This window comes from Paracoccus marcusii (assembly GCF_006151785.1).
Classification (GTDB): domain Bacteria; phylum Pseudomonadota; class Alphaproteobacteria; order Rhodobacterales; family Rhodobacteraceae; genus Paracoccus; species Paracoccus marcusii.
Genome location: NZ_VDDD01000048.1, coordinates 1 through 24,868, shown reverse-complemented (window position 1 = coordinate 24,868; position 24,868 = coordinate 1). Strand labels below are relative to the sequence as shown.

The following is a 24,868-nucleotide window of genomic DNA, read 5'->3' as shown; positions in this document are numbered from 1 at the left end:
CCCCTCGGCCCAGGCCACGGCCCCCGCGGGCCAGCCGGCCGAGGCGCCGACCACCCGCGCCGCCCGCACCGATCTGGGCGCACCGCTGGACAGCCGCTTCACCTTCGGGAACTTCATCGTCGGCAAGCCGAACGAGCTGGCCCATGCCGCCGCCCGCCGCGTGGCCGAGGGGGGGCCCGTCGGTTTCAACCCGCTGTTCCTCTATGGCGGCGTGGGCCTGGGCAAGACGCACCTGATGCACGCGATCGCGCATGACTATCAGGCGCGCCACCCGTCGGCGCAGGTCCTGTACCTGTCGGCCGAACAGTTCATGTACCGCTTCGTGCAGGCGCTGCGCGAAAGCTCGATCATGGACTTCAAGAGCATGTTCCGGAACGTGAACATGCTGATGGTCGACGACGTGCAGTTCATCGCCGGCAAGGACAGCACTCAGGAGGAATTCTTCCACACGTTCAACGCGCTGGTCGACCAGGGCAAGCAGATCGTGATCTCGGCCGACCGCGCGCCCGCCGAGATCAAGGGCCTTGAGGAACGCATCAAGTCGCGCCTGTCCTGCGGCCTGATCGTGGACCTGCACCCGACGACGTATGAGCTGCGCCTGGGCATCCTGCAGTCCAAGACGCAGGCCTTCCGCGCCCAGCAGTCCGACCTGGAGATCGGCGCGGGCGTGCTGGAGTTCCTGGCGCATCGCATCACCACCAACGTCCGCGTCCTGGAAGGCGCGCTGCAGCGCCTGTTCGCGCATGCAAGCCTGCTGCGCCGCGAGATCACGCTGGAGGTGGCGCAGGAATGCCTGGCCGACATCCTGCGGACCAATGACCGCAAGATCAACATCGACGACATCCAGCGCAAGGTGGCCGAGCATTACAACATCCGCCTGGCCGACATGATGGGTCCGAAACGCGCGCGCAACGTCGCCCGGCCCCGCCAGATCGCGATGTACCTGTCCAAGCAGCTGACCAGCCGCTCCCTCCCCGAGATCGGCCGCCGCTTCGGCGGACGCGACCACACCACGATCATGCACGGCGTGCGCAAGATCGAGGAGCTGTTGGTCGAGGACAGCGCCATGGTCGAGGACATCGCCGTGCTGAAGCGGATGCTGGAAGCCTGATCACGAAAATCTTGTGACTGCCCGCGCGGGCGGCTACACATCAGGTCCGGCAGGGGCCGCAGAGCCATGGGACAGGGGAAACTGATGAAATTCTCGATCGAGCGCGCCGTTCTGGTCAAGGCCGTGTCGCAGGCCCAGTCGGTCGTGGAACGCCGCAACACCATCCCGATCCTGGCCAACGTGCTGATCGAGGCCACCCCCGAAGGCGTCAGCTTCCGGGCCACCGACCTGGACACCGAGGTCGTGGACCGCGCCGTGGCCCAGGTCGAACGCCCCGGCGCCACCACCGTCAGCGCCGTGATGCTGAACGAGATCGCGCGCAAGCTGCCCGACGGCGCCCTGGTCCAACTGGCCAGCGACGACGCTTCGGGGCGGCTGTCGGTCCAGGCCGGGCGCTCGTCCTTCAGCCTGGCGACCCTGCCGCGGGCCGATTTCCCGGTCATGGCCAGCAGCGAATACAGCGCGAACTTCAAGGCGCCCGCATCGGTGCTGCGCCGGCTGTTCGACAAGTCGAAATTCGCGATCTCGACCGAGGAGACGCGGTACTATCTGAATGGCGTCTACATGCACGTGGCCCAGTCCGAGGACGGCCCCGTCCTGCGCTGCGTGGCGACCGACGGGCACCGCCTGGCCCGGATCGACGCGCCCCTGCCCGCGAACGCGGATGCGATGCCCGGCGTGATCGTGCCCCGCAAGACCGTCGGAGAGCTGCGCAAGCTTCTGGACGACGACGAGGCCGAGATCGCCGTGTCGGTCAGCGAGACCAAGGTCCGCTTTGCCACGCCCACGATCACGCTGACCTCCAAGGTCATCGACGGGACCTTCCCCGATTACAGCCGCGTGATCCCGCAGGGCAACGCCCGCAAGCTTGAGGTGGACGCCGCCGACTTTGCCCGCGCCGTCGACCGCGTGGCGACCGTCAGCAGCGAACGTTCGCGCGCGGTCAAGCTGTCGCTGGACGCGGACCGGCTGGTCCTGTCGGTCAACGCCCCCGATGCCGGCGCCGCCGAGGAGGAGCTGATCGTGGCCTATGCCGACGAACCGCTGGAGATCGGCTTCAACGCCAAGTACCTGCAGGAGATCGCGGGCCAGGTCGATCGCGACAACGCGGTGTTCCTGTTCAACGGCTCGGGCGACGCCGCCCTGATCCGCGAGGGCAGCGATCTCAGCGCGGTCTATGTCGTCATGCCGATGCGCGTGTGACACTGACGGCGCTGCGGCTGTCCCAGTTCCGGTCCTGGCCGCGGCTGGACCTGTCGCTGGACGCCCGCCCCCTGGCGATCCATGGGCCGAACGGGTCCGGCAAGACGAACATCCTGGAAGCGCTGTCCATGCTGGCGCCGGGCCGCGGACTGCGCGCGGTGGCCGCCCTAGACCAGGCGCGGATGGGCCCCGATGCGGGCTGGCGCCTCCGCGCCACGCTTGGCGATCACGCGGTCGAGACCGCGGCGCCCCCCGGCCAACCCCGCCATGTCATCCTGGACGACAAGCCCGTGACCCAGACCGCGCTGGCCCGGCTGGTGCGGGTCATCTGGCTGGTGCCCGCGATGGACCGGTTGTGGTCGGACGCACCCGAAGGGCGGCGGCGGTTCCTGGACCGGGTGACCCTGTCGCTGATGCCCGACCACGCGGACCTGGCGCTGGCCTATGACAAGGCCATGCGTGAACGCAACCGCCTGCTGCGCGATCAGATCGGCGATCCCGGCTGGTACCGCGCACTGGAGACGCAGATGGCCGAGGCCGGCGCGGGCCTGACCCGCAACCGCCAGGCGGCCCTGTCCGCCATCATGGCCGCGCAGGACGGCGGCACGGATTTTCCGGCCGCACGCCTGACCTTGCTGGCCCAGGACGGCTTTGCCAACGATGCCGACCCCGCCAGCATCGCCGCGCGCCTGGCCGCGACGCGCCACCGCGACATGGCCGCCGGGCGGACGCTGACCGGCGCGCATCGGGCCGATCTGGGCGCCAGCTGGGGGCCGCAGGACATGCCCGCCGCCCAATCCTCGACCGGAGAGCAGAAGGCGTTGCTGCTGTCGCTGATCCTGGCCAATGCGCGTGCGCTGTCGGACCAGCCGGTCCTGCTGCTGCTGGACGAGGTCGCGGCGCATCTGGACGCCGACCGGCGCGCGGCCCTTTACGACCGCATCACCGACCTGCCCGCCCAGACCCTGCTGACCGGCACGGGGCCGGAACTGTTCGACGCCTTCGGCCCGCGCGCGCGCAGCCTGGCCGTGACCAAGACCGACGGCGCCTCTGCGGCATGCGAGGCCGCATGACGCTGAGCGTGCAGGCGATCTGGCTGTATGCGGGCGCGCTGGCGGCGATCTGGCTGACGCCCGGCCCGGTCTGGGTGGCGATCATGGCGCGGGGCCTGTCGTCCGGTTGGGCGGGGGTCTGGCCGCTGGCGCTTGGGGTGGCGATCGGGGACATGATCTGGCCGCTGATCGCGATCTTCGGCCTGACGCTGCTGGTGGGCGATCAGGCGGCTCTGCTGTCGGCCCTGCGCTGGATCGCGGTCGCGGTCTTTCTGGGCATGGGCATCGGGCTGCTGCGCCACGCCGGGCAGGCCGTGGACAGCGACAGCCGCCTGACCCGGCGTGGTGGGTGGGCGGGCTTCAGCGCGGGCCTGCTGGCCATTGCCGGCAACCCCAAGGCGGCGCTGTTCTATGTCGGCGTGCTGCCCGGTTTCTTCGACGTGGCGCGGCTGACCGGGCGCGATGTCGCGGTGATCGTGGGGATGTCGGGGGCCATTCCGTTCCTGCTGAACCTAGGCATGGGCGCCACGCTGGCCGCGCTGCGCGCCCGTCTGGCGACCCCCGCGGGGCTGCGGCGGATGAACCTGGCATCGGGCTGGCTACTGATTTTCGTGGGGCTGGTGCTGGGTGCGGGCCAGATCTGGGCAGGCCGGGCATAAAACCCGCCGACGGGGCCGAAAAACCCAGCCAAAGCCGTGACTTTGCCCCTGCGAAGGCCTATATCAAGACATGACGAACAGAAAGCCCGACGCATGACCGACACCGCCGCCCAACCCGCTTTGTACGACGCCGATTCCATCAAGGTTCTCAAGGGTTTGGACGCCGTGCGAAAGCGTCCCGGCATGTATATCGGCGATACCGACGACGGGTCCGGCCTGCACCACATGGTTTATGAGGTCGTGGACAACGGCATCGACGAGGTCCTGGCCGGCCATGCCGACTTCGTGCAGGTCAAGATCCATGCCGACAGCAGCGTCAGCGTGCGCGACAACGGGCGCGGCATCCCGGTCGACATGCATGCCGGAGAAGGCGTCAGCGCGGCCGAGGTCATTATGACCCAGCTGCATGCAGGCGGAAAGTTCGACCAGAACAGCTACAAGGTGTCGGGGGGCCTGCACGGCGTGGGCGTGTCGGTCGTGAACGCCCTGTCCGACTGGCTGGAGCTGCGCATCTGGCGCAACGACAAGGAGCACTTCGTCCGGTTCGAGCGCGGCGACACCGTCAAGTCGCTGGTCGTGGTGGGCGATGCGCCGGGTGAAAGCGGGACCGAGGTGCGCTTCATGGCCTCGGCCAAGACCGTGCATCCGGACGGGACCTTCAGCAACCTGGACTATAGCTTCAAGACGCTGGAGAACCGCCTGCGCGAGCTGGCCTTCTTGAACAGCGGCGTGCGCATCATCCTGGAGGACGAGCGTCATGCCGAGGTCCAGAAGACCGAGCTGTTCTACGAGGGCGGCGTCAAGGAATTCGTGAAATACTTGGACCGGTCCAAGACCGCCGTCATGCCCGAGCCGATCTTCATCACCGGAGAGAAGGGCGGCATCGGCGTCGAGGTCGCGATGTGGTGGAACGACAGCTATCACGAGACCGTCCTGCCCTTCACCAACAACATCCCGCAGCGGGACGGCGGCACGCACATGGCCGGTTTCCGCGGCGCCCTGACCCGCGTGATCGGCAAATACGCGCAGGACAGCGGCATCGCGAAGAAAGAAAAGGTCGACTTCACCGGCGATGACGCGCGCGAGGGGCTGACCTGCGTGCTGTCCGTCAAGGTGCCCGATCCGAAGTTCTCCAGCCAGACTAAGGACAAGCTTGTCTCCAGCGAGGTCCGTCCGGCGGTCGAGGGGCTGGTCGGCGAGAAGCTGGCAGAGTGGTTCGAGGAGAACCCGACCGAGGCCCGCCAGATCGTGGGCAAGATCATCGAGGCCGCCTTGGCCCGCGAGGCGGCGCGCAAGGCGCGCGAGCTGACGCGGCGCAAGACGGCGATGGACGTGGCATCCCTGCCCGGCAAGCTGGCCGATTGCCAGGAGAAGGACCCGGCGCTGTCCGAGCTGTTCATCGTCGAGGGGGATTCGGCCGGCGGTTCGGCAAAACAGGGCCGCTCGCGCCAGAACCAGGCCGTCCTGCCGCTGCGCGGCAAGATCCTGAACGTGGAACGCGCGCGGTTCGACCGGATGCTGGGCAGCGACCAGATCGGCACACTGATCACCGCGCTTGGCACCGGCATCGGGCGCGACGAGTTCAGCCTGAAGAAGCTGCGCTACCATAAGATCGTCATCATGACGGACGCCGACGTCGACGGCGCGCATATCCGCACGCTGCTGCTGACGTTCTTCTTCCGGCAGATGCCGGAGCTGATCGAGGGCGGGCATCTCTATATCGCGCAGCCGCCGCTCTACAAGGTCGGGCGCGGCCGGTCCGAGGTCTATCTGAAGAACGAGGCCGCGCTGGAGGATTACCTGATCCAGCAGGGCGTCGAAGGGGCATCCCTGCGCCTGGCCTCGGGCGAGGAGATCACCGGCAACGACCTGGCCCGCGTGGTCGAGGAGGCGCGGGTGGCACGCCGCGTTCTGCGCGCCTATCCGACCCACTACCCGCCCCACATCACCGAACAGGCCGCGATCGCCGGGGCGCTGGTGCCGGGCCGCATCGACCAAGACGCCCAGGGCGTGGCCACCGACATCGCCGCCCGCCTGGACCAGATCGCCGAGGAGTACGAGCGCGGCTGGCAGGGACGCCCGACCCAGGATGCCGGCATCCGCCTGTCGCGCACCCTGCGCGGGGTCGAGGAGAACCGCACCTTGGACGGCCAGATGCTGCGCAGCGGCGAGAGCCGCAGGCTGGGCGAGATGACCCAGGCCCTGCAGGACATCTATGCCAAGCCCGCGCGCCTGATCCGTAAGGATCGCGACCAGCCGATCCACGGCCCCCTGGGCCTGCTGCAGGCGGTGTTCCTGGAGGGCGAGAAGGGCCTGTCCCTGCAGCGCTACAAGGGACTGGGAGAGATGAACCCCGAGCAGCTGTGGGAAACCACGCTGGACCCCGTCGCACGCACCATGCTCCAGGTCCGCATCGAGGACGTGGCCGAGGCCGAGGACCTGTTCACCAAGCTGATGGGCGACGTCGTCGAACCGCGCCGCGAGTTCATCCAGCAGAACGCCCTGAACGTCGAGAACCTGGATACCTGAACGGCCCATGTTGCCCAAAGGTCACTGTCCATGCCCGTCACCGCGTGCAGGGACAGGGGCCAATGCGCGTTTTAATTGATCTTGGGCCGATTCTCTGCGCTGGATTGACCGGACATCATTTGCAGATCGGGCGCAGCCGGTGGGCGCGCCCCAGCTTTTCAGGAGTATCCCCCATGCGCCTCTTCGCTCTTTCCTCCGTCTCGGCCCTGGTTTTGGGGGCAGGCGCTGCCCTTGCCGGGGGCGTGGTGTCGCCCGTCGTTGACGTGGCACCGGTGACGGTGACACCCGTGGCGCCGATCGCCTCGGCATGGGGTGGCGCCTATGTGGGCGGATCGCTCGGCTATGTCTTCGACACCGAGGATCAGGTGGGTTTCTCCGAGGTCATCGACGGCGAGGACGTGGGCCTGATCGGCGGACTGGGTGATGTCGGCATCTCCGGCGCAACCGCAGGTCTGCAGCTGGGCTATCGCTGGCAGCGCGGCAACTGGGTCTTCGGTCCTGAACTGGGCGTCGAATTCGGCTCGGTCGACGAAAGCATCGACATCGGTGATCCGCTGCTGGGCCGCGTCGAGAGCGAGATGAAGAACATCGCCACCCTGGTCATCAAGACCGGCTATGCGGTCAACCCGCAGACGCTGGTCTATGGCACCCTGGGCGTCGCCCGCGGTGATTTCGACTATACGCTGAGCACGGGCGACTTCTCGCAGACGCGCGGCTTCACCGCGACGGGTGCCGCGGGCGGCTTGGGCGTGGAGCGCATGATCAACCCGCGCACGTCGATCTTCGCAGAATACCAGTACCGCGATTTCGGCAACGAGCGGGTGGAGTTCTCGGACGGGATCGACACCCTCTCGACCCGCGCCAGCATGACCATGAGCAGCGTCAAGATCGGCGCGAACTTCCGGTTCTGATCCGACCACTCAGGATGACGGGGGCCGGCCGCGATGCGTGCCGGCCCTTTTTCATGCGCGGCGACGCATGCCCACCGGCACCGGCAGGGCGCGCGCTCCGCAGGCGATTGCCAGCCCCTGCGGCACCAGCGCGGCCAGCGCCCTGTCCGTGACCTCCAGCCCCCCAGTATAGGCACCGAACGCGGGCAGGATCAGGTGGTCGCGGCCGACCAGGAAACACCGCCGCCGCTGGCCCGCCAGCCGGATGCAGGGGTGGTAATGGCCCGACACGTCCGGCCCCTGACCCGCCTCGTGGCGCAGGATCAGGCCGTCATGCAGCTCCGCCGCGGTATTGCCGGGCAGGCGGGGACAGATCGCCCCGGGGTCGTGGTTGCCGCGGACCCAGATCCAGCGCCGGCCCTGGGCCATCGTGCGCAGCCGGTCGCAGACATCGTCGGGCAGCGCGCGCCCCGCCGCGTCGTCGTCGAACCCGTCCCCCAGGCTGACGACCACCGCAGGATCGGTCGCTGCGATCTCCGCCTGAAGACGGTCCAGCGTCTCCAGCGTCTCATAGGGGGGCAGCAGGGCACCCCCACGCCGCGCCATGCGTTCGGATTTGCCCAGATGCAGGTCGGCCACGATCAGCCAGCGCCGTTCAGGCCAGAACAGTGCGCCGCTGGCCCGCGCCTGCAGCGTCTGGCCGTCAAAGTCGAAAGGGTGGAACGTCACGAAAGCCCTGCCTCTGCCATCATTGCCGCCGCCTCGGCCTCGGCCATGCGCTCGCGGCCCTGTCCCGCGATGGGCACGCGGCCCAGTTCCAGCATCAGCGGCGCGGCCAGGGGCGACACACGCTCCAGCATGCGGTGGTCCAGGCGGTCGGTGCGGTCCAGCATTTCCTCGATCCGGCCGAAATCCACAAGCCCCCGGCTGGCCTCGGCCGCGGTGATGCGCAGCATCAGGTGGTCCGGGTCGTACTTGCGCAGCGTGTCGTAAAGGATGTCGCTGGAGAACGTCGCCTGCCGCCCCGACTTGCGCGCGCCGGGCAGGTTGCGCTGGATCAGCCCGGCGATGGTCGCCACGTTGCGAAAGCTGCGCTTCATCACCGCATTGCTGGCCAGCCAGTCGCCCAGCCCCTCGCGCAGGCCGTCGCGATCCAGCAGGGGCGCGGGGTCGGTCACCGGGTCCAGCGACCAGATCAGCAGGGCGTAATCGGTGGCCAGGAACCCCAGGGGGGCCAGCCCAGCCTCCTCCATCAGCCGGGTCATCAGCAGGCCCAGGGTCTGCAGCGCGTTGCGCCCGGCAAAGCCGTAGACCGCCAGATGCCAGCGTCCTTGGTGGGGGAACGCCTCGGTCAGCAGGGTGCCGGGGCGCGGCAGGGTGCTGACGCGGGCCTGCAGCGCCAGCCAATCGCGGGTATCAGTGGGCAGGCCTGCATGGGCCGCCGGATCGCCGATCAGCGCCAGAACCCGATGGGATAGCTGCGTCGATGTGGCCAGCTTCATGCCCGAGAACGTGGCGATGCGGGGCTCCTTGGAGGGCTGTTTCGTGACCTCGACCACCATCTCGCGCAGCGCGTCGTATCGCACCGTCTGCCCGCCGATCAGAAAGGTGTCGCCCGGTGCCAGGGTCGCGGCGAACCCTTCCTCGACCTCGCCCAAGGGGGCGCCGCCGCGTCCGCGAAAGCGGACCTTCAGCATCTCGGCCTCAACGATGGTGCCGATGTTCATGCGCAGGTTTCGCGCCGCGCGCGGGTCGCGCAGGCGCCACAAACCGTCGCGCTGCATCAGCCGCTGCCAGCGGTCATAGGCCCGCAGTGCATAGCCGCCGGTGGCTGCGAACGCGACGCAGTCATCGAAATCGGCGCGGGAAAGGTCACGATAGGGCCCGGCAGTGCGGACCTCCGCAAACAGCGCATCGGCGTCAAAAGGCCCCGCGCAGGCGGTCAGCAGGATATGCTGGCACAGCACGTCCAACGGCCCCGGCCCCCGATCGTCGCCGTCCAGATCGCGTTCGCGCACGGCCTGCAGGGCGGCCACGCATTCGATCACCTCGAAGCGGTTGGCCGGCACGATCCGCGCGCGGGACGGCGCGTTGTAGCGGTGGTTCGCTCGCCCGATCCGCTGGACCAGCCGCTTGACGTTGCGCGGCGCGCCGACCTGGATCACCAGATCGACCGCGCCCCAGTCGATGCCCAGATCCAGGGACCCGGTCGCCACCACGGCGCGCAATTCGCCCGCGGCCATCGCGGCCTCGGTCCGGGCGCGGGCCTCGCGCGACAAGCTGCCGTGATGCAGGCCGATGGGCAGGTTCGCGTCATTCGCGGCCCAGAGCGCCTGAAAGAACAGCTCGGCCTGGGCGCGGGTGTTGATGAAGATGATCGTGGTCGTGGCCTGCGCCACGGCGGCCAGCACGTCGGGTACGGCATAATGCCCGCCCGCGCCGGCCCAGGGCGGGGCCTTGGCGGTGGGCAGCATGGCGATGTCGGGATCGGGGCCGGGGTCGGCGTGGATCACGGTTGCGCCGCCCATGAAGCGGGCCAGCCGCCACGGGTCTTCGACCGTGGCCGATAGGCCCGTGACCTGCAGGTCGGGCGCCAGCGCGCGCAGGCGCGACAAGGCCAGCATCAGTTGATCGCCGCGCTTGTTCTCGGCCAGCGCGTGCAGTTCGTCCAGCACCACCCGGCGCAGGCCCCCAAAGATCACGGGCGCCTGTTCATAGGACAGCATCAAAGCCAGCGATTCCGGCGTGGTCAGCAGGATGTCGGGCGGGTCCATGCGCTGGCGGGCGCGCTGGCTGGCACGGGTATCGCCGGTGCGATCCTCGATGCGGATGTCTAGGCCCAGATCGGCGACCGGGCGCGACAGGTTGCGCGCGATATCCGCCGTCAGCGCCTTCAAGGGCGAGACGTACAGCGTGTGCATCCCCAGATGCGGCGCGGTCAGATCGACCAGCGAGGGCAGGAACCCCGCCAGCGTCTTGCCGCCCCCGGTCGGCGCGATCAGCAGGCTGTCCTCCCTGGCCTCCAGCAGGGCCAGCTGATGCGGATGCGGCTGCCAGCCCTGCCGGGAGAACCAGTCCTGGAACGCGGGGGGCAGCGTCACGGGATCATGTCCTTCAGCGTCTGCAGCCGGTCGGCCTCGGCGGCGGGCTTGTCCCATCGGATGCGGCTGATGCGGGGAAAGCGCATCGCGACCCCGGACTTGTGGCGCGGAGAGGCGTTCAGCCCCTCGAACGCGACCTCCAGCACCAGCTTGGGCGCAACGGAGCGCACGGGGCCAAAGCGTTCGGTGGTGTTGTTCCGAACGAAACGGTCCAGCTCGCGCAGCTCTTCATCGGTGAAGCCGAAATAGGCCTTGCCGACGGGCACCAGCGCCTCCCCGTCCCACAGGCCGAAGGTGAAATCGCTGTAGAAGCCCGACCGCTTGCCATGCCCGCGCTGCGCATAGAGCATCACCGCATCCACCACCATCGGGTCGCGTTTCCACTTGAACCAGGGCCCGCGCGGGCGGCCGCCGACGTAAGGACTGTCGCGGCGCTTGATCATCACGCCTTCGATCACGATCGAGGGCGGGTCGGCGCGCAGGGCGGCAAGATCGTCCCAGGTCTGGAAGGGCAGCAATGGCGACAGGTCGATTCGGTCGCTGCCAAAATCGGCGCCCTCCAGCACCGCGCGCCGCTCCTGATGCGGCAGGTCGCGCAGGTCGCGCCCCTGCCAGATCATCGCATCATAGACCCGAAGGCCCGCCGGATGGCTGTCCAGCATCGCGCGGCCAACGACCTTGCGGCCCAAACGCTTCTGCAGATCGCCGAAGGGCGCCACGTCGGCGCCCCGCCGCACCAGCAGCTCGCCATCCAGCGCACCGTCGAAGTTCAGCGCCTCCAGCAGGTCGGGAAAGGCCGCGCCCACATCCTCTCCGGTCCGGGAATAGAGGCGCCGCGTGCCGCCGTCGTTGATCGCCTGAACGCGAATGCCGTCCCATTTCCATTCAGCGATGTAATCGGCGGGATCGAAGGCGCGCAGCTGATCCAGATCGACGGGCGTGGAGAGCATCACCGGCCGGAAGGGCGCGCGGGCCGCGTGTTCGGGGCGCGCGCCCCCCGCGATCCAGTCGAACAGCGGCTGATAGGGGGGCGTCAGGCCGTGCCAGATCTCCTCGATGTCCTTGACCTCGGGGGGCCCCATCTCGGCCAGGGCCATGCGCGCCATGCGGGCGGACAGGCCCACGCGCATGTTGCCGGTGGCGAGCTTCAGAAAGGCCAGCCGCTGCGACGGGCCAAGCCGGTCCAGCATCGCGGTGATCGCCGCAGGCAGGCCCGCGCGGCCCGTATCACGCAGGAGCGCCACCGCATCCCGCAGGGGCACGTCCTGGTCCTGGTCGGTATCCCACAGCAGCGCGATGGTCTCGGCCAGATCGCCCACGAAATCATAGGACATGGCGAACAGCTGTTCGTCCACCCGCCCCGCCATCAGCCCCCGCAACAGGCCCGGCGTCACTGCCCTGAGCTTCAGATCACCGGTCAGCGCGGCCAGCGCATAGCCGCGGTCGGGGTCGGGCGTAGCCTCCAGGTAATGGCGCAGCAGGCGCAGCTTGGCGTTGCGCGCGGCGGTGAAGGCCAGCCGTTCCAGCAGATGGGCAAAAGCCTTCATTCCGGCTCGTCCTCATATCCGATCAGGCGCAGGGGGCGGGACGCGATGCCCTGCAGCTCGCACCAGCGCATCAGCCCGTCCTCGGTCCCGTGGGTGATCCAGACCTCCTGGGGGGCCAGTTCCGTGATGGTCTGTGTGACCTGCGGCCAGTCGACATGGTCGCTGATGACCAAGGGCAGCTCCACCCCCCGCTGCCGCGCCCGCGCGCGCACCGTCATCCAGCCCGAGGCAAAGCCGATGACCGGGTCGCGGAACCGCTGGACCCAGGCACTGGCAAAGGCGGATGGCGGCGCGATGACCAGCTGGGCATCGACCTGCTTTGCGGTGGCCGGGACCAGCGGGCCCAGGTCGATCCCTTGTTCCACGTGAAAATCGCAGAGTCGCTGCAGCGCGCCATGGATGGCGATGGGACCGTCGATCCCGGACTGTCGGGCCAGCGCGATGACCCGCTGCGCCTTGCCCAGGGCATAGGCGCCGATCAAGTGCTGGCGTTCGGGAAACTCGGCCATGCTGGCGATCAGCTTGGTCATCTCGGTCAGCGGGTCGGGATGGCGGAAGACCGGCAGGCCGAAGGTCGCCTCGGTCACGAAGATGTCGCAGGGCACCGGCTCATAGGGGGCGCAGACCGGGTTCGGGGCGCGGCAGTAGTCGCCGGACACGACGATCTTGGGGCCGCGGTCGGGCATCACGGCGATCTGGGCCGAGCCCAGGATATGGCCCGCGGGGTGAAAGCTGACCTGCACATCGCCAATGTGGGCCACCCCTTGGGCGGCCTGGCGGGTGCCGGTGAAATCCTCGCCATAGCGGATCGCCATGATGTCCAAGGTCTGCTGGGTCGCCATGACGGCCCCATGACCCGCACGGGCGTGGTCGCCATGCCCGTGCGTGATCAGCGCGCGGGGCACCGGGCGGACCGGGTCGATGTAGAAATCGCCGGGCGGGCAATAGAGCCCGGCCTCGGTCGGGTGCAGGATCTGGTCGGGACGCATGGCACCATCATCGCAGGGGTTGGCGCGGGTTCAACGCCGCCGATGGCCGCAGGGGTCCGTCAGCTGGGCGGCGGGCGCTTGACCGGGGGCGCCTTGGACAGCTGCACCGCCAGGATGCCGGCCATGATGACCGCGACGCCGATCACGTCGCCCGCGCCCAGATCCTCGCCCAGGAACAGGGCGGCGGTGGCCACGCCGAAGAAGGGCGTCAGAAAGTGGAACGTCGCCGCGCGCACCGCGCCGATGCGCCCGACCAGCATGAACCACACCCAGGTCGCGACCAGCCCCGGCACGATCACCGTATAGAGGAACGCCACGACCAGGCGCGGTGTATAGGTGACGTCCCAGGTCTCGAACCAGGGCGCGATCAGGCCCAGGGTCACGGCGCCGACCAGCATCTGCAGGCCCACGATCATCATCACGTTGCCGCCCGAACTGGCGCCCCGCACCGTCAGGGTCGCCACCGCCAGCGCCAGCGCCGCGACGAAGCACATGACGATGCCGGTCAGGTCGCTGCCGCCCTGCAGGCGCGCGCCCATGATGATCGCCACACCAACCACGCCCAGGATCAGGCCGCCCACGCCCATCGGGCGCAGGCGCTCGCCCATCAGGCTCCAGCCCAGGGCGGCCACCATCAGCGGCATGGTCGCGGCGATGATCGAGGCCAGGCCCGCCTCGATCCACTGCATCGCGGTCCAGTTGAGGCCCAGGTACAGCGCGTTCTGGCACAGCCCCAGGATCAGCACGGCGCGCCACTGCGCCCGCGTCAAGGTGCGCCAGGTCTGCCCCATGGCCAGCGCGATCAGCACGCCGATCACGCCCGACAGCGCAAAGCGCAGGGCCAGCGCCATCAGCGGCGGCGCCTCGGTCACGATCATCCGGGTCGAGGTGAAGGCCGAGGCCCACATCACCGCGAAGGCCAGACCCATCAGCAACGCGCGAAGATCCATGGACCAGGCCTTTCTTGCAGGTGATGCAAAACGGCTAGCAGAGCACCGCCGTGGGGTGAAGACATAAAGAAAAGGGGCCGTGCCCGATGGCACGACCCCGATCCGTCATCGCAGCATCTGCGGATCAGCTGTTGACGCTGTCCTTCAGGGCCTTGGCAATGGTGACCTTGACCTGCTTGTCGGCCGGCTTGGTCATCATTTCCTGGGTCTGCGGGTTGCGGACCTGACGCTCGGGACGGGCGCGGCAGGCGATCTTGCCGATGCCCGGCAGGGTCACCGCGCCGCCGCCGGCGACTTCGCGGGTCACGATCGCCACGATCGCGTCCAGAGCGGCCGAAGCGGATTTCTTGTCCGAGCCCATTTCTTCGGCGATCGTCGCCACCAGTTGGGTCTTGGTCATCGGTTTTGCAGCAGCCGTAGCCATGGTCCGTCTCCTCTTGCCCTGTTGCACCGGGCCCACAAATTGCGCCTTTTGCGGCATATCGCCTGCTACACACGGTTTTGACGGGCAGATCAAGCCTTTTTCGCCCCGCGCGCGAAAACCCGCGTTTGCTGGTGTTTTGCCGCCGCGCTACAGGAACGCCGTCTCGCTGAAGGACCGCAGCTTGCGCGAATGGATGCGCTCCAGCGGCATGTCGCGCAGCTTCTCCATCGCGCGGATGCCGATCAGCAGATGGTTGGCGACCTGAGTGCGATAGAAGTCCGTCGCCATGCCCGGCAGCTTCAGCTCTCCGTGCAGCGGCTTGTCGCTGACGCAGAGCAGCGTGCCGTATGGGACGCGGAACCGGAACCCGTTCGCGGCGATCGTGGCGCTTTCCATGTCCAGCGCGACCGCGCGCGACAGCGACAGGCGGTGGACCGGGCCGGACTGGTCGCGCAGCTCCCAGTTGCGGTTGTCGATGGTGGCGACGGTGCCCGTGCGCATGATGCGCTTCAACTCGTACCCGTCCAGTTGGGTGACCTCGGCCACCGCCTCCTGCAGGGCGACCTGGACCTCGGCCAGGGCCGGGATCGGCACCCAGACGGGCAGGTCGTCGTCCAGCACGTGATCCTCGCGCAGATAGGCGTGGGCCAGGACGAAATCGCCCAGGGACTGGCTGTTCCTCAGGCCCGCGCAATGGCCCACCATCAGCCAGACATGCGGGCGCAGCACCGCGATGTGGTCAGTCGCGGTCTTGGCGTTGGACGGGCCGACGCCGATATTGACCAGCGTGATCCCCTGCCCGTTCGCGCGTTTCAGGTGATAGGTCGGCATCTGCGGCAGCTTGGACAGCGGCACGATCGTGTCGTGGCCGTCGGTGATCTGCTGGTTTCCTGGGGCGACGAAGGCGGTATAGCCGCTGTCCGGATCCGACAGGACGCGGCGGGCAAAGGCCTCGAACTCGTCGACATAGAACTGATAGTTGGTGAACAGGACGAAATTCTGGAAATGCTCGGGCGCGGTCGCCGTGTAATGGGCAAGGCGCGCCAGCGAATAATCCACACGCTGCGCGGTGAACGCCGCCAGGTGCTGGCTGCCGTCGGGCATGGCGCCGGCCACGCCGTTCACGATGTCGTCGTTCATGGTGTTGAGGTCCGGCACGTCAAAGACGTCGCGCAGGCTGAAATCCAGAACGCCCTCCTGCGGGACGGCCAGGTCGCTCTGGGCGGCGACCGCGAAATGGACCGGCATGGGCGTGTCCGACAGGCCGATGGTCACGGGTACCCCGTGATTCTTGATCAGCAGGCCAAGCTGCTCGGTCAGATAATGCTGGAACAGGTCGGGGCGCGTCACCGTGGCCGCATAGACGCCGGGCGCGACCACATGGCCGAAGGACAGGCGGCTGTCGATCTTGCCATGCGTCGGGACGATCAGCCGCACCTCGGGGTAGAAGGCGCGATAGCGCGCGACGGGGGACGTGCCTTCCAGGATGGCGGTGAAATGGCCCAGCAGAAAGCCGGTCGCCTGGTCGTACAGCGCACGCAGATGGGCCACGGCCGCGGCCGCGTCGGTAAAGTCGCGGGGCGCCGCGGCGTCGGGGGTCTGGACCGGCAGAAAGCGGGCGTCTGTCGTCATCGGATCTGTCCTTCTTGCTGCGCCGACCCTGCCAGCGCGGCAGGCGGCAGGCAAGCGTCTGGCGCAGCCACGCGCGCGCCGTTACGGTGCCGTCATGAAGATGCTCGTTTTCGGTCACGGCTACAGCGCCGGCTTCCTGACACCCCTGTTGACCGCCCGCGGCTGGCAGGTCACCGGCACCACCCGCGACGACCCTGACCGCGTCGCGGCCGCAGGCGCCGTGCCCCTGCTGTGGCCCGGGTCGGAGGATGCGCTGCGCACGGCCATCGCCCGGGCCGACGCGATCCTGGTCAGCACCGCGCCCGGACCGGACGGCGACCCTGTTCTGGCCGCGTTCCGCGACGAACTGGCCCGCGCCCGGCCGCGCTGGCTGGGCTATCTGTCCACCACCGGCGTCTATGGCGACCGCGACGGGGGCTGGGTCGACGAGGATTCTGTCCTGGACGGGTCGGGTCCGCGCGGCCAGGCCCGCATCGCCGCCGAAGGCGCATGGCAGGACCTGGCCCGGGCGCATGACCTGCCGCTGCACATCTTTCGGCTGGCGGGAATCTATGGTCCCGGGCGCGGCCCGTTCCAGAAGGTCCGCGACGGCACCGCGCGGCGCATCATCAAGCCCGGTCAGGTCTTCTCGCGCATCCATGTCGAGGATATCGCCCAGGTCCTGCTGGCCTCGATCGACGCGCCCGACCCGATCGGCATCTACAACGTCTGCGACGACGACCCGGCCCCGCCTCAGGACGTGATCGCCCATGCGGCGACCCTGCTGGGCCTGCCCTTGCCGCCCGCGGTGCCCTTCGATCAGGCCGACATGACCCCGATGGCGCGGTCCTTCTATGGCGACAGCAAGCGGGTCCGGAACGACCGGATCAAGCGCGACCTGGGCGTGACACTGCACTATCCGGATTACCGGACCGGGCTGGCCGCCCTGCTGGCCCAGGGCGCGTGAGGCCGCGCGCCGCATTGCCTTTGCCCACGGCCCGTGCAAGCTGCGGGCCATGACACAGGATTTCGACATCGTGGTGGCCGGGGGCGGGCTGAACGGCCCGACCCTGGCCCTGGCCCTGGCCCAGGCCGGGCTGCGCGTGGCCGTGGTCGATCCGCGCCCCGCGCGCGCGCGGTCGGGGGCAGGTTTCGACGGGCGGGCCTATTCGCTGGCCATCGCCTCGGTCCGGGTGCTGCGGGCTCTTGGCCTCTGGGACCGGCTGGCCCCCGACGCCCAGCCCATCCACCAGATCAAGGCGTCCCAAGGCCAGCCCGGAGAGGGCGCGGGCCATTTCTTCCTGCATTTCGACAGCGCCGAGCTGGGCGAAGGCCCGGTGGGCCACATGCTGGAGGACCGCTTCCTGCACGCCGCCCTGACCGACGCGATGGAGGGCGCGGTCACCACCCTGCCCGGCCTGTCCGTCACCGGCCAGGAGGTCGGCCCGGCGGGCGTCACTGCGATCCTGTCTGACGGACAGCGGCTGACAGCCCGGCTGTTGGTCGGTGCGGACGGGCGCGGGTCGGGCGTGGCCACGCGCGCGGGCATCCGGCGCCAAGGCTGGGATTACGGCCAGACCGCGCTGGTCGCGGCCATCGACCATGCCCTGCCTCATCAGGGCATCGCGCATCAGTATTTCATGGCGACCGGGCCGCTGGCGATCCTGCCCCTGCCCGGAAACCGCAGCAACATCGTCTGGTCAGAAACCACCGCGAACGCCGCGGCCATCGCCACTCTGGACGACGCCGCCTTCCTGGCGGTCCTGCGACCGCGCTTTGGCGATTTCCTGGGCGATCTGTCGCTGGCGGGGCCGCGCTTCAGCTATCCACTGTCGCTGTCCCTGGCCGAACGCTATGCCGCCGACCGCGCGGCGCTGGTGGGGGACGCGGCGCATGGGGTCCATCCCATCGCGGGCCAGGGCCTGAACCTGGGCCTGCGCGACGTCGCCGCCCTGGCCGAGGTGCTGGTCGATGCCGCCCGACGCGGCGAGGATATCGGCAGCACGCTGGTGCTGGAGCGGTATCAGGCGTGGCGCAGACCGGATGCGACGACGCTGGCACTGGGCATGGACGGGGTGAACCGACTGTTCGCGACCGACAATCCGGCCGTGGCCGGGCTGCGCGGCGCGGGCATGGGCGTGGTCGATGCACTGCCGGGACTGCGGCGCGGCTTCATGCGGCAGGCGGCGGGGCTGTCCGTGTCGCCGATGCCGCGGATGCTGGCGGGTCAGGCGCTTTAACCTTCCCCGGGCGGCGGTTTCGCGCCATAGGCTCTGCGCAGCATCGGGGGACGCCATGACGCTTGAACGCTTTCTGCAGGACCTGGACCGCGACATCCGCAAGGCTGCCGATTGGGGCAAAGTCGCCGACTATATCCCCGAACTGGCCGGCGTCGCCCCCGATCAGTTCGGCATCGCCGTGGCCCTGGCGGACGGACAGGTGCTGACCGCCGGGCAGGCGGATCGGGGATTTTCCATCCAGTCGGTCAGCAAGGTGTTCGCGCTGGCCTGCGTGCTGGGCCGCATCGGCGAACAGTTGTGGCTGCGCGTGGGGCGCGAGCCGTCGGGCGACCGGTTCGATTCGATCCTGCTCTTGGAACAGGAGAAGGGCCGGCCCCGGAACCCGTTCATCAACGCGGGCGCCATCGTGGTCACCGACCAGCTGCTGACCGGACGCAGCCCCCAGCAGACCCTGGCCGAGATCCTGGGCTTCGTGCGCGCGGCGGCGGAGGATGACGACATCCACATCGACAAGGCCGTCGCCCGGTCCGAGGCCCGCACCGGATACCGCAACGCGGCGCTGGCGCATTACCTGCGCAGCTTCGGCAATCTGCGCAATCCGCCGGATCATGTCATCGGCACCTATGTCCACCAATGCGCGATCGAGATGTCCTGCATCCAGCTGGCCCGCGCGGGCCGGGTGATCGCCGTGCTGGACTGCGCGCCGCCCCTGCTGGCCCCGGTGAAACAGCGGCGCATCAACGCGCTGATGATGACCTGCGGGCAATATGACGGGTCGGGCAATTTCGCCTTCCGCGTGGGCATGCCTGCGAAATCGGGCGTGGGGGGTGGGCTGCTGGTCATCGCGCCGGGCAAGGCGTCGATCGCGATCTGGTCGCCGGGTCTGGACGGATGGGGCAATTCGCAGATGGGCACGCTGGCCGCCGAACGGCTGGCCGAATTCACCGGCTGGTCGGTCTTCGGCTGACGCCTCAGGCCACCATCTGCACGGCCTGCGCCAGATCGGCGCGCAGTTCGGCCAAGGCCGCAGGCGCGCGGTCAGGCGGCAGGCGCAGGATCAGGCTGGGATGCCAGGTGATCAGGACAGGGCCGCCGTCGCGTGCCGGTTCGACTAGACCGCGGCGCGGCGTCAGCGGCTTGCGGTTGCCGGTCAGCGCGAAGGCCGCCGTCGCCCCCATGGCCACGGTCAGGCGCGGCGCGACCATGCGGCGTTCCAGGTCCAACCACCAGCGGCACTGATCGACATGGTCGCGGTCGGGCGTCTGGTGCAGGCGGCGCTTGCCGCGCGGCGTGAAACGGAAATGCTTGACCGCATTGGTCAGCCAGGCCCGGTCGGGGGCCAGCCCGGCCTCGGCCATGGTCCGGTGCAGAAGCTGGCCCGCGGGGCCCACGAAGGGCAGGCCCGCCAGATCCTCCTGATCGCCCGGCGCCTCGCCCACCAGCATCAGGTGGGCGGCAGGATCACCCTGCCCCCAGACGGTTTGGGTGGCCGCATGACACAGCTCGCACCGGGTGCAGCGGGCGGCCTGGGACGCGGCCTGTTCCAGCGAGTCGGGGATGCTGTCGTCGGGCTGCTGGCGCAGGCGGGCGGTGATCTTGGGCGCGAAGGCCGGCGCATCGGTCGCACCCGCGTCGCGCATGGCCTGAACCCGGCGCGGCGCATCGGCCAGCATGTCGGGGATCAGCCGGGTTTCGGGCAGGTTCTTCCAGTATTTCTTGGGCATCTCGGACCGCATTGCATTGGTCTTGATGCGCGCGGGGTTGAAGATGTTGGCGAAATAGGTCTGCCACAGGTCATGGCTTGCATCGTCGGGCAGATCGGGGCGCGGGGCCGGGTCGTCATAGGCGATGGTGTCGCCGTCGAACCGGGCAGTGCCTTCGGGCGTGGCGATCAGCCAGTCCATGTCGGCGAACCGCTTGGCAAAGAACGGCGTCCCTGCCTCCAGGATCGGGTGTTCGGGTTCGAACCACGCACCAAAGGCCCGGCGCGGCCCGTCCGAGGGCAGTTCGTGAAACCGGACAAAGGCGTGCATCTTGTGGATGTCGCGGCGCACCGATTTCGCCATGCGCGACAGGCGGTCCATCATTGGATCGGCGGGATTGGACAGAAAGCGCCGATCGCCCTGCGCCCGCATCAGTGTCCCGTACAGCAGCGACCAGCGCTCCGGGTCCGAATGGCTGGCGACCTGACGGGCCAGCTGCAGGAACTCCTGCGTGGAGATCACCGGATGATCGCCCGGCGGCGGGGCCGGGTCGGCGCCGAACAGGTCGGGGGGCGTGTCAGGGTCGGCCCATGTCACGCCCTCCATCGGGACGCGTGCGCTGGCCAGATCGCGGGCGGCCTGACGCCAGGCGTCAAAGCGTCCGAACCGCGGCAGCGTGACCCGGATCATCCGAACAGGGACAGCTGTTCAGGCGGCGGCGCAAAGCGCGCACGCAGGCCGGCGCTGTCGGTCAGTGCGCCCGGCGTCCAGTCGGGCAGCGTGACGAAGGGCTGGGCCTTGGACATGATCGCGCCCATGCGCAGCAGGTCCGCGTATCGCAGCACGCCGTTCCGACGCGCGGTCAGGATGCGGCCCACGGTCTTGGTGCCGAAGCCCGGCACGCGCAGCAGCATCTCGCGCGGGGCGCGGGCGACATCGACGGGGAACTGTGCCCGATTGGCCAGCGCCCAGGCCAGCTTGGGGTCGATCGCCAGGTCTAGGTTGCCCGACGGATGCGCCGACCCGATCTCTGTCGCGTCAAAGCCGTAAAAGCGCATCAGCCAGTCGGCCTGATACAGGCGATGTTCGCGCATCAGGGGCGGCTTGATCAGCGGCAGCATGGCGGACGCGTCGGGGATCGGGCTGAAGGCCGAGTAATAGACACGCTTCAGCTGATACCCCGAATAGAGATTGGCCGAGGTGTTCAGGATGTCGACGTCGGTGGCCTGATCCGCGCCGACGATCATCTGCGTGGACTGCCCGGCGGGGGCGAAGCGCGGCGGGCGCTTGCCCGTATGGCTGCGGTCCTTGGCGGCCTCGCGGCCAAGGCGCACGTCGGCCATGGTCGCACGGATCGTCTCGGGGCGTTTTTCTGGAGCAAGGTGGCGCAGGCTGGCATCCTGGGGCAGTTCCACATTCACCGACAGGCGGTCCGCGAACAGCCCCGCCTGCGCCACCAGGTCGGGCGAGGCGTCGGGGATCGTCTTGAGGTGGATGTATCCCTTGAACCCGTGTTCGATCCGCAGCATCCGCGCGATGCGGACCATGTCGCCCATCGTCTGGTCCGGGCTGCGGATGATGCCCGACGACAGGAACAGCCCCTCGATCATGTTGCGGCGATAGAATTCCAGCGTCAGCCGGACCACCTCCTCCGGAGAGAACCGGGCACGTTCGACATTGCTGCTGACGCGGTTGATGCAATAGACGCAATCATAGATGCAGAAATTCGTCATCAGGATCTTCAGCAGGCTGATGCAGCGCCCGTCCGGCGTATAGGCATGACAGATCCCCGTGCCGCCGGCGGAGCCGATGCCCCCCGACCGCGAATCGCGTCGCGTCGTTCCGCTGGACGCACAGGAGGCGTCGTATTTCGCGGCGTCCGACAGGATCGCCAGCTTGTCCTGCAAGGTGCGCTGTGCCATGCCGGGAAAGATATGTTCCCCATGCGTTCTTCGCAAGGCATCGGGCATGAAACAAATGATGCGGAACCGTCACGGACGCGCGATGGTTGGCTGCGCGTTCATCCGCCAGACGTGATGTGCATCGCAACAGCGAAAGGATATGATCGGGACCATGAACATACGCACCCTCGCCCTTGCGCCCGCCCTTCTTTTCGCCATGGCCTTTCCGGCCTTGGCCGAACGTATCCCGCTGTCCGAGATCTCGCGCTATCTCAACAGCCTGACCACGGTCACGTCCGAGTTCACGCAGATCAACCCGGATGGCACGGTATCGACGGGGACCGTCTATATCCAGCGTCCCGGCCGGGTGCGGTTCGAATACGACAACGACCCGACGCTGGTTCTGGCATCGGGCGGCAACGTGGCGATCTTCGACGGCAAGTCGAACGGCGGCCCGCAGCAGTATCCCCTGTCCCAGACGCCGCTGTCGATCATCCTGGATGCCAACGTGAACCTGGGCCGCCAAGGCATGGTCACCGGTCACAGCGAACAGAACAACGGCACCGTCGTCACCGCGCAGGACCCGCAGCGGCCGCAGAACGGCACCATCCAGATGGTGTTCACCGCACCAACCGAGCTGCGCCAGTGGGTCGTGACAGACGATACCGGCCAGAAGACCACCGTGATCCTTGGAGAGATGTCAAAGGGCGGAACGATCCCCGCCTCGCGCTTCTCGATCCAGTCCGAGGTGCAGCGCCGCTGACCGGCGGCGATTGCATCCTGACAATTGCGTGATTGACGCGCCCCCATGCCGGGGGCAACGCTGCGGCCGACCCCATCCAAGGCCGCAGCCATGCCCCATTCCCGCATCCTGACACCCGTGCTGATCGGCGGATCGCTGATCTTGCTGATCAACTTTGCACTGCGCGCCAGCTTTGGCGTGTTCCAGATTCCCATCGCACAGGATTTCGGCTGGCCGCGGGCCGAGTTCTCGCTGGCCATCGCGATCCAGAACCTGGCTTGGGGCATCGGCCAGCCGATCTTCGGCGCGATGGCGGAACGATGGGGCGACCGGTGGGCGATCATCGTCGGTGCGATCCTCTACAGCTCCGGCCTGATTCTGACCGCCTTCGCCACGACCCCGGCCAGCATCCAGCTGCTGGAGATCATCGTGGGCTTTGGCATCGCGGGCACCGGGTTCGGGGTAATCCTGGCCGTGGTCGGCCGGGCCGCCAGCGACGACAACCGCAGCCTGGCCCTGGGCATCGCCACCGCCGCCGGATCGGCGGGACAGGTCTTCGGCGCACCCCTGGCCGAAGGGCTGCTGGCCTTCTATCCGTGGCAGTCGGTCTTCATCATCTTCGGCGTGATCGTCCTGTCGACGATGCTGTTCCTGCCGATGCTGGGCGACGGCAGGCCCGCGACCCCATCGCAGCTGGAGGACAGCATGGGCACCGTTCTGCGGCGCGCGTTCCGCGACCCGTCCTTCATGATGATCTTTGCGGGGTTCTTCTCTTGCGGCTATCAGCTGGGCTTCATTACCGCGCATTTCCCCGCGATGATCACCGAGATGTGCGGCCCCATCGACCCTGCCGGCATGCTGGCGGGCCTGGGCATCACCACCACGTCGGCGCTTGGGGCGATCGCCATCTCGTTGATCGGGCTGGCGAATATCGGCGGGGCGATCCTCGCGGGATATCTGGGCAAGCGCTATACCAAGAAATACCTGCTGGCGGGCATCTACACGCTGCGCACCATCGCCGCCGCGGCCTTCATCCTGACGCCGATGACGCCTGCCACGGTGGTCGTGTTCTCGCTGGTCATGGGGGGGCTGTGGCTGGCCACGGTGCCGCTGACCTCGGGTCTGGTCGCCTATATCTATGGGCTGCGCTACATGGGGACGCTCTACGGGTTCGTGTTCCTGTCCCACCAGCTTGGATCGTTCATGGGGGTCTGGCTGGGGGGCAAGCTGTACGACGCGTCGGGCGACTATTTCCTGGTCTGGTGGATCGGCGTGGGCATCGGGGCCTTCAGCGCCCTGATCCACCTGCCCGTCCGCGAGGCGCCCTATCGCATCCCCGCGCCCGCCATCTGACCACGCGGCGCGGACCACCGGACCGTCATTTGACCCGGCGGCGCGCGCGGCCTAGCTATGTTGCGCGCGACCAAAGGACAGATCATGCAGCCCACCCGCACGCCTCACGACCACGCCGTTGCCGTCCGCTATCAGCAGGCCTCGGCCGAGGTGCGCGCCCTGCAGCGGCAATGCTATGCGCTGGCGACCCTGCGCCTGCGTGCCGCCGTTGACCAGGCAGGCGGCGGCGCCGGACTGGCGATCCTCAGCGACATCGACGAGACGATCCTGGACAACAGCGCCGTCATGGCGGCCGCGATGCACAACAAGGGGATGTTCCAGAACATCGACACCTGGCTGCTGTGGGAGCGCGAGGGCAATCCCCACCTGATCCCCGGCGCGGCCGAGTTCTTTGCGCTGGCCGACGACCTGGGCGTCACGATCTTCTACGTCTCGGACCGGTTCGAGGAGAACAAGCTGGCCACCATCGCGACCCTGTCGCGTCTCGGCCTACCGCAGGTCTGCGCCGAACAGGTCCTGCTGTTCGGTCCGCCCAAGGCCGCCCGCCGCGCGCAGGTCGAGGACGGGCACCGTATCGTGCTGCAGCTGGGCGACACGCTGCACGATTTCCATGGCGCCTTCGCCGGCGCCGCGCTGGAGGATCAGCACCGCCTGACCGAAGACCACGCCGACCGCTTCGGCCAGGACTGGATCGTCTTTCCCAACGCCGCCCATGGCACCTGGATGGAGGCCGAGCTGCGCCCCTGGGAGCGCGACTAGGGCCGCAGCCGCCGCGCCACACGCGACACCGCCCGCAGCGGCGCCGTCACGCGCCACGAGGTGCTGGCCAGCAGCTCCGCCTCGCGGGTCGCACCCCAGCGCTG

Annotated in this window: 21 protein-coding genes; 12 read left to right on the top strand and 9 right to left on the bottom strand. The window is 68.5% G+C overall.

Translation table 11 applies throughout. The annotated features are described in order from the left end of the window. From dnaA to FHD68_RS09435, 6 genes are all read left to right on the top strand, one after another. The coding region (gene dnaA / locus FHD68_RS09460) for a chromosomal replication initiator protein DnaA (protein WP_139085586.1) at positions 1-1,111 on the top strand (1,111 nt) is incomplete at its 5' end. Between the two features lie 84 nt (positions 1,112-1,195). Then, a complete protein-coding gene (gene dnaN / locus FHD68_RS09455) occupies positions 1,196-2,314 on the top strand; it encodes a DNA polymerase III subunit beta (RefSeq protein WP_127897571.1) in 1,119 nt (372 codons plus the stop codon). Continuing rightward, a complete protein-coding gene (recF, locus tag FHD68_RS09450; RefSeq protein ID WP_127897570.1) occupies positions 2,311-3,387 on the top strand; it encodes a DNA replication/repair protein RecF in 1,077 nt (358 codons plus the stop codon). Before dnaN ends, recF begins: the two co-directional genes overlap by 4 nt. After that, positions 3,384-4,025, top strand: a complete 642-nt coding sequence (locus tag FHD68_RS09445) for a LysE family translocator (protein WP_127897569.1) — start codon at positions 3,384-3,386, stop codon at positions 4,023-4,025. The genes recF and FHD68_RS09445 overlap by 4 nt, the downstream gene beginning before the upstream one ends. A 93-nt stretch (positions 4,026-4,118) precedes the next feature. Continuing rightward, on the top strand, positions 4,119-6,554 hold the full coding sequence (gyrB, locus tag FHD68_RS09440) for a DNA topoisomerase (ATP-hydrolyzing) subunit B (protein WP_045982300.1): 2,436 nt from the start codon (positions 4,119-4,121) through the stop codon (positions 6,552-6,554). A 245-nt stretch (positions 6,555-6,799) separates the two neighbouring features. Continuing rightward, a complete protein-coding gene (locus tag FHD68_RS09435) occupies positions 6,800-7,465 on the top strand; it encodes an outer membrane protein (RefSeq protein ID WP_208863755.1) in 666 nt (221 codons plus the stop codon). A 51-nt stretch (positions 7,466-7,516) separates the two neighbouring features. Here the strand turns inward: FHD68_RS09435 and pdeM are convergent, their stop codons facing one another. From pdeM to FHD68_RS09400, 7 genes are all read right to left on the bottom strand, one after another. Next, complete coding sequence (pdeM, locus tag FHD68_RS09430; RefSeq protein ID WP_127897567.1) at positions 7,517-8,173, bottom strand: ligase-associated DNA damage response endonuclease PdeM; 657 nt, start codon at positions 8,171-8,173, stop codon at positions 7,517-7,519. Beyond that, a complete protein-coding gene (locus FHD68_RS09425) occupies positions 8,170-10,545 on the bottom strand; it encodes a ligase-associated DNA damage response DEXH box helicase (RefSeq protein ID WP_127897566.1) in 2,376 nt (791 codons plus the stop codon). The genes pdeM and FHD68_RS09425 overlap by 4 nt, the downstream gene beginning before the upstream one ends. Then, entirely contained in the window at positions 10,542-12,092 is a 1,551-nt protein-coding gene (locus FHD68_RS09420; RefSeq protein WP_127897565.1) for a cisplatin damage response ATP-dependent DNA ligase, read from the bottom strand. The genes FHD68_RS09425 and FHD68_RS09420 overlap by 4 nt, the downstream gene beginning before the upstream one ends. Then, positions 12,089-13,081: a ligase-associated DNA damage response exonuclease gene (locus FHD68_RS09415; protein WP_127897564.1), complete on the bottom strand. Its 993-nt coding sequence runs from the start codon at positions 13,079-13,081 to the stop codon at positions 12,089-12,091. Before FHD68_RS09415 ends, FHD68_RS09420 begins: the two co-directional genes overlap by 4 nt. A gap of 59 nt (positions 13,082-13,140) precedes the next feature. Further along, positions 13,141-14,031 carry a DMT family transporter gene (locus FHD68_RS09410; RefSeq protein ID WP_127897563.1) on the bottom strand — a complete coding sequence of 297 codons (891 nt, stop codon included), beginning with the start codon at positions 14,029-14,031 and terminating at the stop codon, positions 13,141-13,143. 124 nt (positions 14,032-14,155) lie between these two features. Then, a complete protein-coding gene (locus FHD68_RS09405; RefSeq protein ID WP_042246023.1) occupies positions 14,156-14,455 on the bottom strand; it encodes an HU family DNA-binding protein in 300 nt (99 codons plus the stop codon). A 147-nt stretch (positions 14,456-14,602) separates the two neighbouring features. Further along, a complete protein-coding gene (locus FHD68_RS09400; protein ID WP_045982293.1) occupies positions 14,603-16,087 on the bottom strand; it encodes an AMP nucleosidase in 1,485 nt (494 codons plus the stop codon). Between the two features lie 94 nt (positions 16,088-16,181). Here FHD68_RS09400 and FHD68_RS09395 point away from each other — a divergent pair, with 94 nt between their 5' ends. Genes FHD68_RS09395 through FHD68_RS09385 form a run of 3 tightly spaced genes read left to right on the top strand, consistent with a single transcriptional unit; the run spans position 16,182 to position 19,273 of the window. Next, positions 16,182-17,033, top strand: coding sequence for an SDR family oxidoreductase (locus tag FHD68_RS09395; protein ID WP_045982292.1), 852 nt, complete (start codon positions 16,182-16,184; stop codon positions 17,031-17,033). Between the two features lie 49 nt (positions 17,034-17,082). Beyond that, positions 17,083-18,306, top strand: coding sequence for a UbiH/UbiF/VisC/COQ6 family ubiquinone biosynthesis hydroxylase (locus FHD68_RS09390; RefSeq protein ID WP_127897562.1), 1,224 nt, complete (start codon positions 17,083-17,085; stop codon positions 18,304-18,306). Positions 18,307-18,361: 55 nt separating this feature from the next. Then, positions 18,362-19,273, top strand: coding sequence for a glutaminase (locus FHD68_RS09385; RefSeq protein ID WP_127897561.1), 912 nt, complete (start codon positions 18,362-18,364; stop codon positions 19,271-19,273). A gap of 4 nt (positions 19,274-19,277) precedes the next feature. On the opposite strand, the gene FHD68_RS09380 is transcribed toward FHD68_RS09385, so the two are convergent. Continuing rightward, positions 19,278-20,699, bottom strand: coding sequence for a UdgX family uracil-DNA binding protein (locus FHD68_RS09380; protein ID WP_127897560.1), 1,422 nt, complete (start codon positions 20,697-20,699; stop codon positions 19,278-19,280). Beyond that, positions 20,696-21,931 (bottom strand): putative DNA modification/repair radical SAM protein, encoded by a 1,236-nt coding sequence (locus FHD68_RS09375; RefSeq protein ID WP_127897559.1) that lies wholly within the window; start codon positions 21,929-21,931, stop codon positions 20,696-20,698. The genes FHD68_RS09380 and FHD68_RS09375 overlap by 4 nt, the downstream gene beginning before the upstream one ends. 151 nt (positions 21,932-22,082) lie before the next feature. Here FHD68_RS09375 and FHD68_RS09370 point away from each other — a divergent pair, with 151 nt between their 5' ends. The 3 genes from FHD68_RS09370 to FHD68_RS09360 all read left to right on the top strand — a co-directional run bounded on the left by FHD68_RS09370 (position 22,083) and on the right by FHD68_RS09360 (position 24,764). Next, positions 22,083-22,673: a LolA family protein gene (locus tag FHD68_RS09370; RefSeq protein WP_127897558.1), complete on the top strand. Its 591-nt coding sequence runs from the start codon at positions 22,083-22,085 to the stop codon at positions 22,671-22,673. A gap of 90 nt (positions 22,674-22,763) precedes the next feature. Continuing rightward, positions 22,764-24,005, top strand: a complete 1,242-nt coding sequence (locus tag FHD68_RS09365) for an MFS transporter (RefSeq protein WP_127897557.1) — start codon at positions 22,764-22,766, stop codon at positions 24,003-24,005. 84 nt (positions 24,006-24,089) lie between these two features. Beyond that, positions 24,090-24,764: a 5'-nucleotidase, lipoprotein e(P4) family gene (locus FHD68_RS09360; protein WP_164871377.1), complete on the top strand. Its 675-nt coding sequence runs from the start codon at positions 24,090-24,092 to the stop codon at positions 24,762-24,764. Positions 24,765-24,868 lie beyond the last annotated feature (104 nt).

Coding starts and splice junctions, on each gene's coding strand:
- dnaN (WP_127897571.1), top strand. CDS start 1,196: ATGAAATTCTCGATCGAGCGCGCCGTTCTGGTCAAGGCCGTGTCGCAG.
- FHD68_RS09445 (WP_127897569.1), top strand. CDS start 3,384: ATGACGCTGAGCGTGCAGGCGATCTGGCTGTATGCGGGCGCGCTGGCG.
- gyrB (WP_045982300.1), top strand. CDS start 4,119: ATGACCGACACCGCCGCCCAACCCGCTTTGTACGACGCCGATTCCATC.
- FHD68_RS09420 (WP_127897565.1), bottom strand. CDS start 12,092: ATGAAGGCTTTTGCCCATCTGCTGGAACGGCTGGCCTTCACCGCCGCG.
- FHD68_RS09415 (WP_127897564.1), bottom strand. CDS start 13,081: ATGCGTCCCGACCAGATCCTGCACCCGACCGAGGCCGGGCTCTATTGC.
- FHD68_RS09410 (WP_127897563.1), bottom strand. CDS start 14,031: ATGGATCTTCGCGCGTTGCTGATGGGTCTGGCCTTCGCGGTGATGTGG.
- FHD68_RS09405 (WP_042246023.1), bottom strand. CDS start 14,455: ATGGCTACGGCTGCTGCAAAACCGATGACCAAGACCCAACTGGTGGCG.
- FHD68_RS09400 (WP_045982293.1), bottom strand. CDS start 16,087: ATGACGACAGACGCCCGCTTTCTGCCGGTCCAGACCCCCGACGCCGCG.
- FHD68_RS09395 (WP_045982292.1), top strand. CDS start 16,182: ATGAAGATGCTCGTTTTCGGTCACGGCTACAGCGCCGGCTTCCTGACA.
- FHD68_RS09390 (WP_127897562.1), top strand. CDS start 17,083: ATGACACAGGATTTCGACATCGTGGTGGCCGGGGGCGGGCTGAACGGC.
- FHD68_RS09385 (WP_127897561.1), top strand. CDS start 18,362: ATGACGCTTGAACGCTTTCTGCAGGACCTGGACCGCGACATCCGCAAG.
- FHD68_RS09380 (WP_127897560.1), bottom strand. CDS start 20,699: ATGATCCGGGTCACGCTGCCGCGGTTCGGACGCTTTGACGCCTGGCGT.
- FHD68_RS09375 (WP_127897559.1), bottom strand. CDS start 21,931: ATGGCACAGCGCACCTTGCAGGACAAGCTGGCGATCCTGTCGGACGCC.
- FHD68_RS09370 (WP_127897558.1), top strand. CDS start 22,083: ATGAACATACGCACCCTCGCCCTTGCGCCCGCCCTTCTTTTCGCCATG.
- FHD68_RS09365 (WP_127897557.1), top strand. CDS start 22,764: ATGCCCCATTCCCGCATCCTGACACCCGTGCTGATCGGCGGATCGCTG.
- FHD68_RS09360 (WP_164871377.1), top strand. CDS start 24,090: ATGCAGCCCACCCGCACGCCTCACGACCACGCCGTTGCCGTCCGCTAT.